This is a genomic window from Sphingobium sp. OAS761 (assembly GCF_024168485.1).
Lineage (GTDB): Bacteria > Pseudomonadota > Alphaproteobacteria > Sphingomonadales > Sphingomonadaceae > Sphingobium.
The window spans coordinates 173140-190311 of sequence record NZ_JALJVY010000006.1; the positions used below are offsets into that span (position 1 = coordinate 173140).

The following is a 17172-nucleotide window of genomic DNA, read 5'->3' on the forward strand; positions in this document are numbered from 1 at the left end:
CCGATATGGCAAGGAATGAAGCCATGAAGCAGGCAGGTATTATCGGGGCGGGCAACATCGGCTGCGCGGTCGCCCAACGCCTGATCGCGACGGGTCACGAAGTCCGGATGGCGAACCGGCGCGGTCCTGAATCGCTCGGTGATCAGGCCAATGTCCTGGGGATCGTTCCCGCGACACTGGAACAGGCAGCGGGCGCGCGCGACGTGGTTTTGATCGCGATACCCGAATATGCTGTCGCGGAATTGCCAGACGGATTGTTCGCGCACACCCCGGCCGATGCCATCATCCTGGACGCGGGCAACTATTACCCCGGGGTGCGGGATGGCTCGATCGCGGAAATCGACGGGGGAATGCCCGACAGCCAGTGGGTGGTCAGTCGGATCGGCCGACCGGTAATCAAGATGTTCAACATGATCCATGCGAACCGCATCGCCGAATCGCATCGCCCGGCCGGAGCGCCCGATCGCCTTTGCCTGACGATTGCAGGCGACGATCCGGAGGACAGGGCACGCGCCATCGCCTTGGCGGACAGCATCGGCTTCGACGGGTTGGACGCGGGCGCATTGACGGAGTCGTGGCGCCAGCAACCCGGGACGCCCGTCTATTGCGCCCATCTCGGCATCGATGCGGCGCGCGCTGCTCTGGCAGCGGCGCGCCGGGACGCCGTGACCGCGGCTCGACAAGAGGCACTGGATCGCGCCCGCTCCTGGCAGGCGAACGGGGCTCAGGTCGGCCTATGGAACGCCGCAGGGCGTAGCGATCGGGCCTAACCGTCGGGATCGATCCCGTTCTCGACGAAAAAGTCCGGAGTGTTGATTATGCCAGGCGTCGCGATTGCCGCGTCTATCGAGGAACGGTCCAGGAGATCGAGCCGAACACCGATGGCGCATCCGCCCTCGGCCTGATCGCGGCGACGGTTTCGGCCACGCTGCCCGGTACGGGCTTGCGCATTCCGTCATGCACGCCGGCCGTCGGACCATGGTCCGACCGGTGACCACTATCGCAAAGCCCGCCCGGCCGAGCGCCGATGCGATAGCGCGGCCAATGCCCCGCGTGGCGCCGACAACAAGTGCGACCTGTTGCATCCAGTCCTTCCATCCTCACCCTTGTCCTTACATGATCAGGACATGAAAATGCCGTTCCTTCACCGGGTACCGTCCGATGTTCACGATCATCCGGTCGCACGCGGAAATCTTGCAGCATTCGATGTATTTGACCACGGACGTTGCTAATATGGGAGAAAGATATGTGATTCGCGCGTGAGGCGCGAGCTTTAAGGGAGACATGTGATGGCAGTTGGCAACGCGAAACGGCAGATGGTTTCCGGTATGTCTGCTGGAGACTCGCGACCGGTAAAGCCTTTGGATTTTGACGGTCCGCTGCCTCGCCCGACCCGGGATATGGACCAGATACGCGCCGATCTGGGACGTGCAGGCTATGCCATCGCCGCTGAAGTGATCACGCCGCAAAAGGCCAAGGAGATGCGAAATTTCCTGGCGGACGAGATCGCACGGCTGGAGGCGATCGATGTCGATAACGTGCGCGGATTCTATACCGACAACGACGACCGCAACCGGCGTGTTTCAGGTGCGGAACTGGTCAATCGCCATCCCTTTTTCCGTGACATATTGGAGCATGAACTGCCGCTTGGCATAACTAAGGAGATATTGGGTCCGCAGACCCACGATGAATCCTACCTCATTCACAGCTATGGTGCCAACGTGACGCGGCCGGGCAGTGCGCAGCAGGGTATTCATCGCGACCGGGGCGGCAACGTACCACTCAGCGCGGGCGCGGCACAGACGCGCTTCATCTGGTGCCTCGACGATTTCGTGGAGGAAAACGGTGCAACCAGGGTCGTTCCCGGCAGTCATCTGGATACCGAGCCGCAGTCGTGGAGCGTGCAATATGAGTCGGTCGCGGCCGAGGCCCCTGCCGGGTCTGTCCTGATTTACACCGACCTGCTGCTGCACGGAACGGGCGCGAATGTCTCTTCCAATCTTGAGCGGGCGGGTGTCATCATCGGCTATTGCCCGCCCTGGTGGAAACCCATGATCCAGTTCCCCATGACTACCGACCCGGCCGCGATGCAGGATTCAAGCAAGACGTTGCGGCAACTCATGGGATATTCGTCGGTCGCAATCGGCTTTGACGAACCCTGGACCTTCGCGCCGCAGGCGGTGAAGGACCTGCTCGTCACGCCCGAGATGGAGTGGTGAGGCTCACCAGCCCGACCGCGCTGGTGTAGAATATACGGTCCGGCCCCTCACGGGCGCCGGACAGTGCGCCACGATTTGGGCCGTGCGTGCCGACAAGGTCGGGTAATCTACGCAGATTTGCATCATAGACGGTTGTCCCACGCCAAACTCCGCAATACGGATAGCCCAGCTCTACGAGAATTTGGGAGAGATGGATCGTGACCGACCTCAGCTATGAATCAACCAGCCGGTTCCTCGAAACGGCGAACGGAAAGCTTCATTATCATGAAGCCGGCACCGGCACCGCGCTGCTGCTGTTGCACGGATCGGGCATCGGCGTGTCGGGATGGGCCAATTTCGGCGCCAACCTGTCCTTCTTTTCGACCCATTTCCGCACGATCATTCTCGACGCGCCCGGCTACGGCCAGAGCGCGCCGGTGGCGGGCGACCCGGTCCAGGTGGCGGTGGATGCCTGCGTTGCGTTGCTCGACGGCCTGGACATCGACAAAGCGCACGTCATCGGTAACAGCTATGGCGGCATTGTGGGCGGCAATTTCGCCGCAAAGCACCCGGACCGGGTGGACCATTATGTGACGATCGGTGGCATCGGCTATAACCTGACATCCGCCTTCCCCAGCGAAGGGCTGACCCGGTTGGTCGATTTCGTGGAGGAGCCGACCCGCGAACGACTGATCGCCTGGCTGCATTCGATGGTCTACGACAAATCGATCATCACCGACGAGTTGGTCGATGCGCGGATGAAGCAGGCGCTGGACCCGGTGACCATGGAAAGCAGCAAGAAGATATATACCCGCGCGGCACTCGGCTTCATCGCCAGCGCGATCAGCGGTCCCGAAGGGGCGCAGCGGCTTGACTATCTGGCCCGTATTCAGGCACCGACCCTCATCACCTGGGGACGCGACGACAAGGTCAATCCGCTCGATGGGGCGCTCTTGCCCATGCGGATGATACCGGACGCGACACTGCATGTTTTCCCCCGTTGCGGCCATTGGGCGATGATCGAACGCAAGGCGGAATTCGAGACGCTGGTTCTGGGCTTTCTCACCGGCCAGGCGGGCTGACAGCGCGACGCGCTGATAACGAGTTCTGAAAGACCACAGGCGCGAGCATCCGCTCGCGCCTGTGTCGCATCTGGTCTTCCGGAATTATTCAACCAAATATTTGTATGATACATCTATCTTGCTATTCGAAGTCGAAGATGAGTCGATAAGGATAGAGGATAGCCGGCATGCAGCACGATCTCGTCATCAAGGGCGGCACCGTGATCGATGGAACGGGCACGCCCGGCTTTGTAGCGGATCTGGGCATCGTCGACGGTCGGATCTCCGAAGTAGGTCAGGGACTGGAAGGCAAGGAAGAGCTTGACGCGACCGGCCAGATCGTCGCGCCCGGCTTTGTCGACGTGCATACCCATTACGACCCGCAGGTGCTCTGGGATCGCCAGCTCACCCCGTCTTCCTGGCATGGCGTCACTTCGGTCGTGGCCGGCAATTGCGGTTTCAGCGTCGCGCCGGTGAAGCCGGAAGGACGCGAGATACTGATCGGGACGCTCGAGAAGGTCGAGGACATGGATGCCGACGCAATGCGCAGCGGCATTACATGGGATTTCGAAAGTTACGGCGACTATCTCGATTCCCTGAAACGCGCCGGCCTGGCGATCAATTTCGGCGGCTATGTGGGCCATACCCCCATACGCATCCACATAATGGGCGAGGAAGGATGTGAACGCGAAGCGACGCCGCATGAGATCGCCGAAATGAAAGCTCTGGTCGCCCGTTCCATCCGGGAGGGCGCGTTGGGATTTTCGACCGACCGGGCCGGCTTCATTCTTGGCTATAAGGGCAAGCCCGTTCCGTCGGTCGTAGCCACGCAGGAGGAAACCGAGGCGTTGATGAGCGTTCCGGCGGAAATAGGGCAAGGCATCGCGCATATCGCACCGGGGGAAAATTATGCCTGGTTGCCCGCTTTCCAGCGTCGCATAGGCGGTATGATCAACTGGTCCGCGATCCTGGCCTATCCGCATGGGTCCGGCCGCGATTATTCCCCGAAAGCGGCCCTGCTGGCGCAAGCAAAAGCCGAAGGAGCTGCGCTGGTAGGTCAGGTTACCTGCCGTCCCATCATCCAGCTCCTGTCACTGAAAACGCCCTATTCCTATTCCAACCTGCCCGCCTTTCCCGAAATATTGGCCGCAGCGCCGGATGAGCGCGCCACATTGTATAGCGATCCCGACTGGCGCGCGCGGCTGCACGCGGGCCTTGACCAGCCCAATGTGCTGCAACCGCGCTGGAACCTGATGCGGGTCGCGGAGACGACCCGGCACCGCGCCTTGCTGGGCCGTTCGATTGCCGACCTCGCCGCCGAACGGCAGGCCCGGCCTTTCGATGTCATGATAGATCTTTCACTCGAGGACGATCTCGACACTCGGTTCAGCGTGACGTTCGCCAATGACGACGAGGACGCCGTCGCGGCGCTGCTGAAGGGTGACAATTGCATCATCGGGCTGTCGGATGCAGGCGCCCATGCGGCGCAGATCTGCGACGCGGTGCTGCCGACCGACTTCCTGTCGCGCTGGGTGCGCGATCGCGCGATCATGCCGATCGAACAGGGAGTTCGCAAACTGACCGGCGAGCTGGCCGACGTGATGCGCATCGACCGCGGTTATCTGAAACCCGACATGCCGGCCGATATTGTCGTCTTCGACCTGGACCAGTTGGAGGTTGGACCGATCCGGCGTGTGCATGATTTCCCCGGCGGTGCCGACCGTCTGATCGCCGACGCGCCGCGCGGCATCGCGCATATCCTGATCAACGGCGTGCCGATCCGTCGCAATGGCGCAATCGATCGAGACGGGCTGGCATGCGCCCCCGGCCAGATCCTGCGCAGCCGTCCCGCCGCCTGACGACATAAAGGAGCATAGCCATGGCTACTCTTGCCGAACCCGCGCCGACCGATGTCGCAGCCGAACTGGCGCGCACCAGGGTGATTTCGTCCGACTCCCACATTATCGAGCCGCCCGACGTCTGGGCGCCGCTCGAAGCGCATCTTGGCGACCGCGCGCCGCGCGTCGTCACTGCCGACGATGGCGACTGGTGGTATGTCGACAACAAGAAAACAATGTCCTTCCTGGGCATCAACGCGGGCAAGCGGTTCGAGATCGACAGCTATGACCTGCGCACGTCGGGCCATTTTTCCGATGTGGCACCGGGCGCTACCGATCCGCACCGCTACCTGAAGGAAAATGAGAGCGACGGCGTCTGGGCTTCCGTCATCTATCCCAGCCAGGGCCTGGTCCTCTACGCCGTGCCCGACAGCGAGGTCGCAACGCTGGCCATGCGCCGCTACAATGACTGGATCGCGGAATTCTGCTCGGCGGCGCCCGACCGGCTGAAGGGCATTGCCATGCTGAACGCCGACGACATCGACGAAGCCGTGACGGAACTGAAGCGGGCGCGGGCCTTGGGGCTCGTGGGTGCGATGATCAGCGTAGCGCCGCCTGCCTGGGCCCCCTACGCAGCCGCGAATATGATCGGCTCTGGGCCGTCGCGCAGGACCTGACGATGCCGTTGTCGCTGCACATCGGTACGGACCGCGCCGACCCGCGCGTGGGCGATGCCGCTTTTCGCCTGAACGTGAAGGAAGTGCCGCCATCGACCTTCATCAATTCCGATTATCGCGTCCGCATCACCCTGGCCGACATGATCTATTCCGGAATTTTCGAGCGATTTCCGAAACTGATCGTCGGCGCGGTGGAATTCGAATTGTCCTGGATGCCGGTGTTCCTCCAGCGCCTCGATTATACCTACACCGACCGGCCGGCGCGCGGGGCGGAATGGATGCGCTTCAAGGACCGTTCCAAACTGCCGAGCGATTTCTTCCGCTCCAACATCTTCGTGTCCTTTCAGGAGGACCCCTATGGTCTGCGCCTGCGCGACATTTTCGGCACCGACGGCCTATGCTGGGGCAGCGATTATCCGCACACGGAATCCACCTATCCGCGCTCGATGGAAATATTGGCGCGCAACCTGGCAATCCTGTCGCCTGAGGAGATCGAGAAGGTCGTGAACGGCAATGTCCGCCGCATCTACGGCTTCTGACCCCGGATGATCGCGGCGAGGCGGTCGAGCATCGCTGCCTCGCCGGCCGCGCTCTGGTCGACGGGTTCATGCTCCAGCTCGATCACACCGGGATAACCGACGGCGTCCAGCGCGCCGAGTATCGCGGCCCAGTCCAACGTGCCAAGGCCGATGTCGACCCGTTCCCGTCCCTTGACGTCTGCCGCCTGGACAAGTCCGATGCAGTCTGCACATTGCCGCAGCGCGACGGGCACGTCATGCCCCATCATCGCGACATGGCCGATGTCGAACATCAGCCGGACGGATGGCATCGCAACAGCCCGCACAACGGCCACCGCGGATTCCAGCCTGTCGAGCAGCATGTCGGGAATGCGTTGCAGCGCGATCGGTTCGATCAGCAGGACCAGGCCATCACGCGCGGCGTCCTCGGCCACGCGCCTGAGATTTTCGGTCAGGTCGGCCAACTGGGCCGCGACCGGGCGGTCGGGATCAAGGCCAGCGACCACCACTACTCCCGCCCCGCCGAAAAGCCGCGCCAGCCGGGCGCTTTCCGTTACGCTGCCCGAAAGTGCGACATGATCGTTACCGCTCCACAAAGGCGTGTTCCAGTGCAGCGGATCGCCGCCGAAACTGGACAGACGCATTCCGCGCGCCGCCATCCGCTGCGCCATGGACAGTTGTTCGGCGGCCGGGCGCAGCTTCAGGAACAGATCCTGCACAGCGCGAAAACCGTAGTCGGCGAGCGCGTCGATCTGGTCAAGCGGGTCGACCGAAAACCCCAGATGCGCCAGCAATGGCAGGTCCGGGGCGCTCAGTCCCAGATGCCCGCCCAAAATCATGGCATCACCTCGTCCAGAAAGCCCAGCATGGCGGCGTTGAAAGCCTCAGGCTGCTCCTGTTGCACGAAATGACCGGCGCCTGCGATCGGTTCGATCCCGCGCAAGCCCGGCACCCGCGTGCGCAACCGCGCTTCCCAGTCGGGGAAAAAGCCGAAGGACGGGTCTTGGGCTCCGTAAAGGAACAGGGTCGGCACCGTGACATCGGCGTCGGCGTAAGCGGCGCCGATCCGCCAGTTCGCATCGGCCGTGCGGTAGCTGTTGAGGCCGCCGATAAAGCGCAGCATCGGATCGGGATGGTCATAGCCCATCGCAAAATGTTCGAAAGCCGCTTCGCTCAGCCACGGCCAGGGAAGCGGCGGCGCATCGGGCAGCACGTCAAGATAGCCCGATCCGTCACTCGATCCCGCCTTCCACGCCCACATGTCGCCGTCTGCCGACAATGTGTGGAACAGGCGGTGCAGGAAATCGGCAGGGCGGGCGCCCAGTTCGCGTTCCGCGGGGCCGGCCGACTGGAAATAATGAAAATGGACGAACTGGTCCCGTGCCATCGCCGCAAACCGTTCGCTGGGCAGGCGATCGGGCGACGAAGCGACGGGCCGGGCCGGCGCGTCGACCGGCAGGCGCGGTGCCACGCCCAGCATCGCCCGTCCGGCCATGTCATAGTCATAGGGGATGGTCGTGATCAGCGCGGCGACGCGGTGGGGCGCACGCACCGCCATGTTCCAGGCATATTGCGCCCCGAAATCCTGCCCGACCACTATTGCCCGGTCCGCGCCATAATGATCGATCAGCGCGATCAGATAGGTCTGCATTCTGTCGGACGTATAGGCAGACGGATCGCTCGGCCGGTCGCTGCCGCCATAGCCCAGGCTGTCGATGGCGACGGCGCGGTAACCGGCCTGCGCCAGCGGCGCCATCTGATGACGCCATGACCAGGCGAGGCCGGGGAAACCATGGATCATCAGCACCAGCGGGCCATCGCCCCGTTCCACGGCCCGCAACCGATACCCGCCAACGTCGATCAGGCTTTCCGTCAATCCCGCATCCTCTCCGCCCAAGCCGGTGGTTCATCCACCTCCCCGAAACCATGGCGAAGACCGGACCCCGGCGCCACCCGGAAATAAGGCGGGCGGGCGCACCGATCGGACTTTCAGTCTCGCAAGCCTTCCAACAGCCCCTTCAGGTTGCCGCCCATGACCCTGGCCAGATCGGCCGTCGACAGGCCCTGCGCCTCCTCGATGAAATCGAGCGGATCGGCGAGCCCCTCGGGATGCGGCCAATCGCTGCCGAACATGACCCGGTCCACGCCGACCTGATCGATCAGGGTGGACACTGAATCCTCGGTAAACGGCGTGATGAAGAAATGCCGCCTGAAGGTCTCGACCGGATGGCGTTTGAAATATTGCGGCATCATCCCATGCACATGGTCCAGCCGATGCAGCAGCGAACCGACCCACGTCGCGCCATTTTCGACCGACGCGACGCGCACATTCGGATGCCGGTCGAACACGCCATGGCAGATGAGCGCGCTGCACGTGTCGGAAATGGCGCGTTCCAGCGTCATGACGCAAGCAGTCATCGGGTCCGGCTTGAAAGGCGTCCATTCCGATCCGCGATTCCACCACTGGGCAAGTTGCGAATAGGGCGTGTCGGACGCATGATAGGCGACGAAAATGCCCGCTTCGTTGATCCGCGTCCAAAATGGATCGAACATCTTGTCGCCCGGCGAGCGATAGCCGCGATAGCCGGGCACCGGCTGCGGGCTCATCGCCACCGCTCGAGCGCCCTGCTTCAGCAGCCAGTCCAGCTCCTTTACCGCCTTGTCGATGTCCGCCAGGGAAATGACCGGGGTCATGAACAGCCGGCCGTCACGCGCGAAACCCCACTCCTCGTCGATATAGCGATTGAGCGAATGGGCGGCGGCAAACAGGAAATCATGGTCGTGGTCCATGCGGCTTTCGATCACCGAAAACAGGTTGGGAAAGGTCAGCGCGCCCTGCACCCCGACCTTGTCCATCCATTTCACCCGGTCGTCGCGATAGCGCATGGCGTCCGACGGACGGATCGGATCGCCGCCTATCTCGCGGATGGACAGGCCTTCGATATTCTCGCCGCGATAATATTTGAGGTGCGATCCGGGCGCGGCCACCTTGTCGAAGGTGGGGTTGGGAATATAGCGAGAAATCTGACCGCGGATGGCCAGCCGCCGCGCCCCGTTCACCTCCAGGAACTGGAAGTCGTTTTTATACTGCGCGGGCATGTGGCGGAGGATGGAATCGTCAGGATCATAGAAATGATGGTCCGCGTCATAAACGGGGAAAGGCAGGTCGTGCTTGGGCATGGCGGAATCTTTCTGCAAAGGTGCATGGGTGCCGTCCGCCTTCGCGACGGCGGGAACGGTCCGCAGGGGGTCCGGGTTGCTCTGTTCCAGGCGGCGGCGGATGAAGTCGACATCGACCGCATTTTCTATTGGCATCGGAAACTCCCTTGGCTGACCGTCGCACGGACGGCGTCCTTGGGGCTTCTTGTGTCGCCGACACCGGGAAGCGACTTTGACGTCGCTCAAATCGACTTGTGCAGCGCCAGTGGCGCCGGCGGCTTTTAAAAGCTTTCCGCAGGAGCGGAATTTGCATCCGCTACCAAATGCCGTCCCGACTCATGCTACAGACGCGCATCATCGTCCCCGTTGGCGATACGCCATGCCAGCCCGGCAATCTCGCCGGCGCGGGCGCCGTGCATGGCCGCCGCCTCGCTCGACGCATTGCCGTCGATCGCGCGGCGATAGACACCCTGACGGATGCCGGCGTTGCGGAACATCGCGAAGGTCAGCGCATAGCGCCAATGGTTTGGATCGATCGCGCCCGCGCCGCTGCGCTCGCCATAGCGGCGCACATAGTCAGCCTCGGACGGAATGCCGAGCGCCCGCAAGTTTGCGTCGGACAGTCCGCGATAGCCCTCACGCGGTACGCGCCAGGCCATGACGTGCTGGGCGAGGTCGGCAAGCGGATGGCCGAGCGTGGACAACTCCCAGTCTAGCACCGCGACGATGCGCGGCGCATCGGGCGCGAAGATCATATTGTCGTTGCGAAAGTCGCCATGGACGATCCGGCTCGCCTCCAGCCCCGGATCATTGGCGGGCAACCAGTCGATCAGCCGCTCCATCGCCTCGATCCGTTGCGTTTCAGTGGCGCGATACTGCTTCGTCCAGCGCGCGACCTGCCGCGCGAAATAATTGCCGGGACGGCCATAGGTCTCCAGTCCCACTGCGACCGGATCGACCGCGTGCAGCGCGGCGAGGACGCGGTTCATCTCGTCATATATGGCGGCGCGCTCGACCGGCGACTGGTCGGGGAGGCGCGCGTCCCAGAAATTGCGGCCGCGCGCATAGTCCATCACGAAGAAGGGCGTGCCGACGATGCTCGCATCCTCGCACAGGGCGAAGGGCCGCGCGACCGGCACGTCCGTGTCCTTCAGCGCATCGGTGACCCGATATTCGCGCTCGACCGCATGGGCCGATGGCAGCAGCACGCCATCGGGCTTGCGCCGCAGCACGAATTTCTCCTCGCCGTCGACCGCCAGCAAATAGGTCGGGTTGGACTGGCCCCCGACGAATTTCTCCGCCGTGATGACGCCGTCCGCGCCCGGCACATGGTCGCGCAGCCAGGGCGACAGACGCGCGACGTCCAGCGTGCGCACGTCCTGCCCTTCAGCCATATTTCGCCAGCTCCATACGGCCAAGCTGGTGGCGGTGCACCTCGTCCGGGCCGTCGGCATAGCGGATCTTGCGGGCGTGGGCGTAATAGTTGGCGAGGAAGAAATCCTGGCTGATGCCCGCCGCGCCATGCGCCTGCATCGCCCAGTCGATGACCTGGCAGGCCATGCTGGGCGCGGCGACCTTGATCATCGCGATCTCGGCCTTAGCTTCCTTGTTGCCGACCGTATCCATGCGATGGGCGGCGTGGAGGGTCAAAAGCCGCGCCTGATCGATCATGATGCGGGCGTTGGCGATGCGTTCAATGATCACCCCCTGCTCGGCCAGCGGCTTGCCGAAGGCGACGCGGGACTTGACCCGGCGGCACATGGCTTCGAGCGCGCGTTCGGCCATGCCGATCATGCGCATGCAATGGTGGATGCGTCCCGGCCCGAGCCGCGCCTGCGCGATCTCGAATCCGCGCCCTTCGCCCAGCAGCATGTTCGACGCGGGCACGCGCACATCCTCGAACACTATTTCCATATGGCCGTGCGGCGCATCGTCATAGCCCAGCACCGTCATCGGCCGCAGCACGGTGATGCCCGGCGTGTCGCGCGGCACCAGGATCATCGATTGCTGCTTGTGCTTGGGCGCTGACGGATCGGTCTTGCCCATGAAGATCATGAGCGCGCAGTCCGCCTCGCCCATGCCCGAAATCCACCACTTGCGGCCGTTGATGACATAATCGTCGCCGTCGCGGACAATCGAGCTCTGGATATTGGTGGCGTCGGAGGAGGCGACGTCGGGCTCGGTCATGGCGAAGGCGGACCGCATTTCGCCCGCCAGCATGGGCTTGAGCCAGCATTCCTTGTGCGCGTCGGTGCCGAAGCGCTCCAGCGTCTCCATATTGCCGGTGTCGGGCGCGGCGCAGTTGAACACGGCGGGGCACCAGTGCACCCGCCCCATCTCCTCGCAGAGCGGCGCATATTCAAGGTTGGTGAGCCCGGCTCCATGGCCGCTGGCGGGCAGGAACAGGTTCCAAAGACCCGCCTCTTTCGCGAGCGGTTTCAGCCGGTCGACCAGCGTGACGTGCGCCCAGCGGTCGCCGGTCGCCACCTCCTCATAATAGGCCTGTTCATTGGGATAGATATGCGCGTCCATGAAGGCGCGCAGCCGCGCCAGCAGGTCGGCGGTCCTGGGATTGGGATCGTAGCTCATGCGGTGAAACCCCTGCCCTCCGCCGCGTAGCGGACCAGCAGCGGCGAAGGCGTCCAATAGGCGTCGCCCTGTTCGGCCCGGAATTGCTCGATCCGCGCCAGCACCTTGTCGAGGCCGATCCGGTCGGCCCAGTGCATCGGGCCGCCGGTATAGGCCGGCCAGCCGAGGCCGTTCACCATCGCCACGTCGATCTCCTGCGCGCGTGGGGCGATGCCTTCGTCCAGGATCTTCGCGCCTTCATTGACCATGGCGTAGAGCAGCCGCTCGCGGATCTCGTCCTCGCCGATCTCCCGCAGAGTGAGGCCATGGCGCTGCGCATGGGCGGCGATCATCGCGTCGGTCTCAGGATTCGCGCTGGCCTTGCGATTCTCGTCATAGCTGTACCAGCCAGAGCCCGTCTTCTGCCCCAGCCGCCCCTGGGCGACCATCTGTTCGGGGAAGTCGGCGCGCAGCTCGCGCTGCGTGGCGGAGGCGGCGCGGGCCTTGCGCGCGGCGGCCTGCACGTCGAGGCCCGCCAGGTCGCCCAATGCGAAAGGCCCCATCGGGAAGCCGTAGGACAGCAGCACCTTGTCGATGTCGGCGGGTTTCGCGCCCTCCTCGACCAGGAAGAAGCCCTCGCGCGAGCGCTTGGAGAGCATCCGGTTGACGATGAAGCCGTCGCATACGCCCGAGAGGACGGGCAGCTTGCCGATGCGCTTGCCCAGCGCCATGATCGTCGCGACGACCTGCGGGTCGGTCCGCGCGGTGCGGACATTTTCCAGCAGCTTCATGACGTTGGCGGGGTTGAAGAAGTGCATGCCGCACACGTCCTGCGGCCGGCCCGAGGCCTCCGCCAGCGCGTCGATGTTGAGGAAGCTGGTGTTGGAAGCGAGGATGGTGCCGGGCTTCGTCGCCTGCCCCAGCTGCGCGAACACCGCCTGCTTGGTGGCCATGTCCTCCGTCACCGCCTCGATCACCAGATCGGCGGCGGCGAGATCGGCGAGGTCGGTCGCGGTGGTGATGCGCGCCATCTGCGCGTCCATCGCCTCCTGGCTCATGCGCCCCTTGGCGACCGAGGAGGACCAGAGCTTGGCAATCGCCTGCATCGCCTTGTCGACATGGCCCTGGTCGAGGCCCACGGCGATGACGGGCACGCCCGCGCCGGCAAGCGCCATGACGATGCCCCGGCCCATGACGCCCAGGCCGATGACGCCGACCGTGTTGACCGGGCGGGTCGCGGTGTCGGCCGGCAGGTCGGGAATGCGCGCGACCTCGCGCTCGGCGGCGAACAGGTAGCGCAGCGCCTTCGATTGGGGGCCGCCCATGCATTCGCGGAAGATCGCCAGCTCCTGTTTCACCGCCTCGTCGAAGGGCAGCATATAGCCCAGCCGCATCGCTTCCAGCGCGCGCAGCGGTGCGGTCTGGCCCTTCATCTTCTTCGCAAGCGTCTTCTTCGCTTCCTCGAACAGGGCTGGGTCGTCCTCTGGCATGGGCAGAGTGGAGGAACTGCGCGGCCCCTTGCTCTCCGCCACGAGCTGTTCGGCAAAGGCGCGCGCCTGCGTGGCGAGATCGTCGCCCGACGCGATGGCGTCGATCAGGTTCGCCGCCAGCGCCTTGTCCGCGCCGATCGGATTGCCCTCCGTCACCAGCGGGATCGCAGCGGCGAGGCCGGCCAGGCGCGGCGTGCGCTGGGTACCGCCGCCTCCGGGCATCAGGCCGAGCTTCACCTCGGGGAAGCCGAATTTCGTGCCTTTGGCGGCGATGCGGTAATGGCAGGCGAGCGCGACCTCGAACCCGCCGCCCAGCACCGTGCCGTGCACGGCGGCGACGATCGGTTTGGTTGCCTTGTCCATCATCGCCATCACTTCGGGCAGGCCGGGATCGGCCATTGGCTTGCCGAATTCCTTGATGTCCGCACCCGCGATGAAGGTCTTGCCAGCACAGCGGACCACCAGTGCCTTGACGGAGGGGTCGGCCTCCATCGCCTCGATCGCTGCGGCAAGGCCGTGGCGAACGCTGGCCGATGTGGCGTTGACGGGCGGATTGTCGATCAGCGCTTCGGCGATGGCGCCGTTGACGGCGTAGGCAACGGTTTCGGACATGATCTTGCTTTCCTTTGTCAGGATTCAGGCGCGATGGTCAGCAGCACCTTGCCCTTGACCTTGCGTCCTTCGAGATGCTGGAGCGCCGCGACCGCATCGGGCAGCGCGAAACGGGTATCGACGACCGGGCGGATTGCGCCTTGCGCTAGCCAGTCAAGCAACTGGCGCATATTGGCGCCCTGCGCCACCGGGTCGGCGCGCACGCTGTTGCCCCACAGGACGCCCACCGCAGAAGCGCTCTTGAGCAGCAGCAGGTTGGCAGGGATGGACGGGATTTCCCCGCCGGCAAAGCCTATCACCAGCAGGCGCCCGCCCCATGCCAGGCTCTTGACCGCGGTCAGGTTCATCGACCCGCCGACCGGATCGTAGACGACGTCGACGCCCTTGCCGCCGGTGATCGTCTTGATCCTTTCTCGCAAATCCTCATCGCTATAATTGATCAGTTCGTCCGCACCCTGCGCCTGTGCCAGTCCAAGCTTTTCGGCACTGGAGGCAGCGGCAATGACGCGCGCGCCCATGAGCTTGCCCAGTTCCACCGCGGTCAGGCCCACCCCTCCCCCGGCGCCCAGCACCAGCAGGGTTTCGCCCGGCCGCAGCCCCGCCCGATCCTTGAGTGCATGATAAGATGTACCGTAGGTAATCGAGATACCGGCCGCGACGTCCAGATCGACACCATCGGGCACCGCCCATATCTGCGTCGCCGGGACGCGGACCTGCTGCGCGAACGCTCCGCTGCCGGTGAAAGCAATGACCCGGTCGCCGATCGAAAAGCCCTCGACGCCCTCTCCGATCGCAGCGATCGTACCCGACGCTTCGCTGCCGGGCACAAAGGGAAGCGCGGGCTTGGTCTGGTATTTGCCCTGGACGATCAGCACGTCGGGATAGTTGACGCCCGCGGCCGAGACGGCGACGACCACTTCGCCCGCTCCTGCTTCAGGTGCCGGAAATTCGCCGAAGGACAGGGTTTCTATGGGCGCAAACGCCTCACACACCATTGCCTTCACATCTCTCTCCTCACCCAACGATCGCGCGCCCTGCCTAGGCGCTGTCGCCGTGCGCTACCATTTCGAATATCAGACGCATAACATAAGAGAAACTGATGTCAGGCCGTCAGTTGCCTTCGATATTCGCCAGTTGCGCGGCGAAGGCGCGAAATGCGCGGGTTGCAGCGGGCTGTTCGGTATTGCGGCGGCTGATCAGGCTGAATATGCGGGTAAAGCGCAGTTCCGGGACGTCGAGCAGCCTGAGATCGCCGCGCGCGACTTCCTCCTCTACGGCCAGCCGCGACAGGCATCCCAGACCGGCGCCTTCCCGCACAACGCGCTTGATCGTCTCGATGCTGTCAGCCTCGAATATGATGTTGAGCGAATTGATATATTTCAGCGCTTCGACGGTGAAGGAGATGCGCTCGCTCGACTGGGTCTTTTCCAAAATCCACATGGCATCGGCCAGGGTCGAGAGCGGCGCTTCGGCATCGCCGGCAAGCGGATGGCCGGGCGCCGCGCAAACGGCCAGTCCGTCACGCAACCAGGGTTCGGCATCCAGATAACTGGAATTGACCGGCGCCCCGACAAAGCCGATGTCGAGCGCCATGTTCCGCACCCCTTCCATCACGTCCTGCGAGGGCAGGACCCGGACATCCATCCGCACACCGGGATGGCGGCGCAGAAAAGCCGCGCACAGGGACGGAAGCACATAGTTGCCCACCGGTGCCACCGCACCGATGCGCAGGCGCCCGCGCACTTCCTCCGGCAGGGACAGAGCCTCCATGTCGGCTACCCGCACCAGAACGCCGCGGGCCATTTCCAGCATGGGCCGCCCCTGATCCGACAGATGCATTCTGCGCCCGGACCGCGCGAACAGCGGGATGCCCAGATGCGTTTCCAGATCCTTGAGCGACATGCTGGCGGCCGATGGTGACAGGCCGATTTCCTCCGCCGCGCCGGCGATGCTGCCGATCCGCGCCACGGCTTCGAACACCGCGATCTGCCGCAACGTAATTCTCACCCGCGTCCCTCTATCCGGCCCCTGCTTCGACGCCTGTCATAGGCGGCGACCGGCTTGCGGAAAACAGGAAAGGACAGACCCTCTGGCCTTGGCTCCAAATAGGCGGAAAAAGAAAAAGCACTGACCCTGGTCGACGACCGATCACGGTAGGCAGCATCCGAATTGGTCGCCAGCAACATCGAAGCAGGAGAAGCGGGATCATGGATCTGCAACTAACGGGCAAGCGCGCACTCATCACCGGATCAAGTTCCGGCATCGGCGCTGGCATCGCCGAAGAACTGGCGCGGGAGGGCGCCCTGGTCGTGGTTCATGGTCGCAACGCGGATCGCACCCACGCAGTGGCCAGGGCAATAGCGGATGCCGGCGGCCGTTCCGCCACCGCCATCGGCGACCTGTCGACCGACGATGGCGCCGATGCCGTCGCCAATGCGGCGGTTGCTGCATTTGGCGGTATCGACATACTGATCAACAATGCCGGTGGCCGCTCGGGCGGCGACGGCGCATCCGACTGGATGGCGGCATCGGTAACGGACTGGGCCGACACATATCAGAAGAATACCATAGCCACCGTGCGCATGATCCACCGACTTGCCCCGGCCATGAAGGAACGCGGCTGGGGGCGGCTCATCCAGTTCGCATCGTCAGCGGCCAATTCGCCAAGTTCGGCGGTAGGGCATTACGCGGCATCGAAAGCCGCGATCATCAACCTGACCGTCAGCCTGTCAAAGGCATTCGCGAACACCGGCGTAACCGCCAATACGATCAGCCCCGGAATGATCGCCACACCGTCGGTCGACGAATGGTTTGACCAGATCGCAGCGGAAAAGGGCTGGACCGGGCCTGATGCCGCCAAGCGGGCCGAGCGCTGGGCCATGGCGAACATTGTCCACCAGACAGTGTCGCGCGTGGGCCGCGTGCGCGATATCGCAAGCCTGACGGCCTATCTGTGCAGTCCGCTTGCCGATTTCGTCAACGGCGCCAATTTCCGAAGCGACGGTGGTCGTTCACCCGGAATCAATTGAGTCCGGCCGACACGATTGAATG

General features: G+C 64.0%; 16 protein-coding genes. 7 read left to right on the forward strand and 9 right to left on the reverse strand.

The annotated features are described in order from the left end of the window. Positions 1-5: 5 nt before the first annotated feature. Positions 6-770: an NADPH-dependent F420 reductase gene (locus J3E64_RS09970; protein ID WP_301287220.1), complete on the forward strand. Its 765-nt coding sequence runs from the start codon at positions 6-8 to the stop codon at positions 768-770. On the opposite strand, the gene J3E64_RS09975 is transcribed toward J3E64_RS09970, so the two are convergent. After that, positions 735-1085, reverse strand: a complete 351-nt coding sequence (locus J3E64_RS09975) for an SDR family NAD(P)-dependent oxidoreductase (RefSeq protein ID WP_253342598.1) — start codon at positions 1083-1085, stop codon at positions 735-737. The genes J3E64_RS09970 and J3E64_RS09975 overlap by 36 nt on opposite strands. A 315-nt stretch (positions 1086-1400) precedes the next feature. On the opposite strand from J3E64_RS09975, the gene J3E64_RS09980 reads away from it, so the two are divergent. From J3E64_RS09980 to J3E64_RS09995, 5 genes are all read left to right on the forward strand, one after another. After that, positions 1401-2219, forward strand: a complete 819-nt coding sequence (locus J3E64_RS09980) for a phytanoyl-CoA dioxygenase family protein (RefSeq protein WP_253342599.1) — start codon at positions 1401-1403, stop codon at positions 2217-2219. Positions 2220-2416: 197 nt separating this feature from the next. Then, positions 2417-3280 carry an alpha/beta fold hydrolase gene (locus tag J3E64_RS09985; RefSeq protein WP_253342600.1) on the forward strand — a complete coding sequence of 288 codons (864 nt, stop codon included), beginning with the start codon at positions 2417-2419 and terminating at the stop codon, positions 3278-3280. A gap of 167 nt (positions 3281-3447) precedes the next feature. After that, entirely contained in the window at positions 3448-5118 is a 1671-nt protein-coding gene (locus tag J3E64_RS09990) for an amidohydrolase family protein (RefSeq protein WP_253342601.1), read from the forward strand. A gap of 20 nt (positions 5119-5138) precedes the next feature. Continuing rightward, positions 5139-5774, forward strand: coding sequence for an amidohydrolase family protein (locus tag J3E64_RS20825; RefSeq protein ID WP_367398619.1), 636 nt, complete (start codon positions 5139-5141; stop codon positions 5772-5774). Then, complete coding sequence (locus J3E64_RS09995; protein ID WP_367398622.1) at positions 5717-6313, forward strand: amidohydrolase family protein; 597 nt, start codon at positions 5717-5719, stop codon at positions 6311-6313. Before J3E64_RS20825 ends, J3E64_RS09995 begins: the two co-directional genes overlap by 58 nt. Here the strand turns inward: J3E64_RS09995 and J3E64_RS10000 are convergent. The 8 genes from J3E64_RS10000 to J3E64_RS10035 all read right to left on the reverse strand — a co-directional run bounded on the left by J3E64_RS10000 (position 6301) and on the right by J3E64_RS10035 (position 16128). Beyond that, positions 6301-7131 carry a sugar phosphate isomerase/epimerase family protein gene (locus J3E64_RS10000; protein ID WP_253342602.1) on the reverse strand — a complete coding sequence of 277 codons (831 nt, stop codon included), beginning with the start codon at positions 7129-7131 and terminating at the stop codon, positions 6301-6303. The two genes, J3E64_RS09995 and J3E64_RS10000, sit on opposite strands and share 13 nt — an antisense overlap. Beyond that, complete coding sequence (locus tag J3E64_RS10005) at positions 7128-8168, reverse strand: alpha/beta fold hydrolase (protein ID WP_253342603.1); 1041 nt, start codon at positions 8166-8168, stop codon at positions 7128-7130. The genes J3E64_RS10000 and J3E64_RS10005 overlap by 4 nt, the downstream gene beginning before the upstream one ends. A 113-nt stretch (positions 8169-8281) precedes the next feature. Continuing rightward, the gene (locus J3E64_RS10010; RefSeq protein ID WP_253342604.1) at positions 8282-9607 is read right to left on the reverse strand and encodes an amidohydrolase family protein; all 1326 of its coding nucleotides are present in this window, start codon (positions 9605-9607) and stop codon (positions 8282-8284) included. A 185-nt stretch (positions 9608-9792) separates the two neighbouring features. Further along, entirely contained in the window at positions 9793-10845 is a 1053-nt protein-coding gene (locus J3E64_RS10015) for a phosphotransferase family protein (protein ID WP_253342605.1), read from the reverse strand. Next, positions 10838-12040: an acyl-CoA dehydrogenase family protein gene (locus J3E64_RS10020; protein ID WP_253342606.1), complete on the reverse strand. Its 1203-nt coding sequence runs from the start codon at positions 12038-12040 to the stop codon at positions 10838-10840. Before J3E64_RS10020 ends, J3E64_RS10015 begins: the two co-directional genes overlap by 8 nt. Further along, positions 12037-14121 (reverse strand): 3-hydroxyacyl-CoA dehydrogenase NAD-binding domain-containing protein, encoded by a 2085-nt coding sequence (locus J3E64_RS10025; RefSeq protein WP_253342607.1) that lies wholly within the window; start codon positions 14119-14121, stop codon positions 12037-12039. Before J3E64_RS10025 ends, J3E64_RS10020 begins: the two co-directional genes overlap by 4 nt. Positions 14122-14138: 17 nt before the next feature. Next, positions 14139-15125: an NADPH:quinone oxidoreductase family protein gene (locus J3E64_RS10030; RefSeq protein ID WP_367398620.1), complete on the reverse strand. Its 987-nt coding sequence runs from the start codon at positions 15123-15125 to the stop codon at positions 14139-14141. Positions 15126-15231: 106 nt separating this feature from the next. Next, complete coding sequence (locus tag J3E64_RS10035) at positions 15232-16128, reverse strand: LysR substrate-binding domain-containing protein (protein WP_253342608.1); 897 nt, start codon at positions 16126-16128, stop codon at positions 15232-15234. Between the two features lie 200 nt (positions 16129-16328). Here J3E64_RS10035 and J3E64_RS10040 point away from each other — a divergent pair, with 200 nt between their 5' ends. After that, positions 16329-17150, forward strand: a complete 822-nt coding sequence (locus J3E64_RS10040) for an SDR family NAD(P)-dependent oxidoreductase (RefSeq protein WP_253342609.1) — start codon at positions 16329-16331, stop codon at positions 17148-17150. Positions 17151-17172 lie beyond the last annotated feature (22 nt).

Excerpts from the sequence above, each read along its gene's own strand:
- J3E64_RS09970 (WP_301287220.1), top strand. The coding sequence starts at position 6 with ATGGCAAGGAATGAAGCCATGAAGCAGGCAGGTATTATCGGGGCGGGC.
- J3E64_RS09975 (WP_253342598.1), bottom strand. The coding sequence starts at position 1,085 with ATGCAACAGGTCGCACTTGTTGTCGGCGCCACGCGGGGCATTGGCCGC.
- J3E64_RS09980 (WP_253342599.1), top strand. The coding sequence starts at position 1,401 with ATGGACCAGATACGCGCCGATCTGGGACGTGCAGGCTATGCCATCGCC.
- J3E64_RS09990 (WP_253342601.1), top strand. The coding sequence starts at position 3,448 with ATGCAGCACGATCTCGTCATCAAGGGCGGCACCGTGATCGATGGAACG.
- J3E64_RS20825 (WP_367398619.1), top strand. The coding sequence starts at position 5,139 with ATGGCTACTCTTGCCGAACCCGCGCCGACCGATGTCGCAGCCGAACTG.
- J3E64_RS10000 (WP_253342602.1), bottom strand. The coding sequence starts at position 7,131 with ATGATTTTGGGCGGGCATCTGGGACTGAGCGCCCCGGACCTGCCATTG.
- J3E64_RS10010 (WP_253342604.1), bottom strand. The coding sequence starts at position 9,607 with ATGCCAATAGAAAATGCGGTCGATGTCGACTTCATCCGCCGCCGCCTG.
- J3E64_RS10015 (WP_253342605.1), bottom strand. The coding sequence starts at position 10,845 with ATGGCTGAAGGGCAGGACGTGCGCACGCTGGACGTCGCGCGTCTGTCG.
- J3E64_RS10020 (WP_253342606.1), bottom strand. The coding sequence starts at position 12,040 with ATGAGCTACGATCCCAATCCCAGGACCGCCGACCTGCTGGCGCGGCTG.
- J3E64_RS10025 (WP_253342607.1), bottom strand. The coding sequence starts at position 14,121 with ATGTCCGAAACCGTTGCCTACGCCGTCAACGGCGCCATCGCCGAAGCG.
- J3E64_RS10040 (WP_253342609.1), top strand. The coding sequence starts at position 16,329 with ATGGATCTGCAACTAACGGGCAAGCGCGCACTCATCACCGGATCAAGT.